Genomic DNA, 1,195 nt, shown 5'->3' with positions numbered 1-1,195 from the left:
ATCCACTGGGACACCTGCTACCACCAGCAGTCCAACTCCACCCCACCCACCCAGACCGGCAACACCCGCGACGGCAGCGCACTCACACCCTGCGCCTAGCCCGGTAGTCACCACGCCCTGCGGGGCGGGCCGCGCCATGCCCTGCGGGGCGGGCCCGCTGCGCCCGCACGCGCGGATCGTGACACCGATCGCAAATTTCACCCAGCGGCCTCGACTTTGCGTCGTCGATGCCGATCTTTCCACCAGCGAGAGCGGTTCGGGGGGACCGCGATCCAGTTCGACACACCCCTCAGGAGCAAGAAGATGAGCAAGTTGTCCCGGCCGAGCTGTGCTGCCCTCGCAGCAGTCGTCGCGACGTCGCTGTTGGCGGTCGTGTGGTCCGTCGGCACGCCCGACAGGGCGTCCGCCCACACCCGCGCCGACCAGTCCGACGCGCAGCGCGCCGCCTACGGTCTCTGGTCCGGCTCGACCCGCCCCGCCGACCCGGTCGTGAACGATCGGCGCCGGGTGCGTGTCGGCGTCGAGTTCTCGAGTCGGCGTGCCGGCAAGATCCGTGCCGTCCGCTTCTACCGCGGCATCCCCGACCGGCACGCCTACGGCGTGCAGCTGACGAACGCACGCGGCAAGGTCCTCGCCCGCGGCAAGGCACGCCCCCACGGCAAGCCGGGCTGGCGCGTCGCGAAGCTGGCGCACCCGGTGCGGGTCGTGCGCGGCCGGCACTACGTCGCGTCGTACGTCGCACCGCGCGGTCGCTACGCGACGACGCCCGACGCCCTGAGCCCGCGTCAGCCCGTGCGCCACAAGGCGCTGACTGCCTGGCGCGGGATCCTCGGCGGGTCGGCCGGTGCGCGCACGCGCCAGACCCACACGCACTACTGGGTCGACATCCTGTTCAAGCCGCGCCACCGGGGTGAGGGCCGCGGCGACAAGCGCGGTGAGAACCGCGGCGACACCCGCGGCGACACCCGCGGCGACAACCGAGGCGACAACCGAGGCGACAACCGGACGCCCACGCCGGCCCCCGCGCCGGCGCCGACCCCCGTGCCCGGCAGCTGCGTCAAGCCGGACGCGACCAACACCGGCGCCACCGGCGCTCTCGCGCCCTACTCCGGGTCCACGGTCCTCGAGACCCCCGGCCAGACCCTGCAGAACGTCCGGGTCAACGGGACCCTGGTCGTCCGCGCCGACAACGTGA

General features: G+C 73.1%; 1 protein-coding gene. It reads left to right on the top strand.

All coding sequences use genetic code 11. From position 1 onward, the window contains the following. Window positions 1–303: 303 nt before the first annotated feature. A partial coding sequence (locus PZ894_RS22045; RefSeq protein ID WP_275748100.1) for a DUF4082 domain-containing protein occupies window positions 304–1,195 on the top strand: 892 nt, incomplete at its 3' end.

This window comes from Nocardioides sp. YIM 152315 (assembly GCF_029210375.1).
In the GTDB taxonomy this organism is placed as follows: Bacteria; Actinomycetota; Actinomycetes; order Propionibacteriales; family Nocardioidaceae; genus Nocardioides.
Note: the sequence above shows the minus strand (reverse complement) of the source record. Positions and strands in the feature narration are given on the sequence as shown.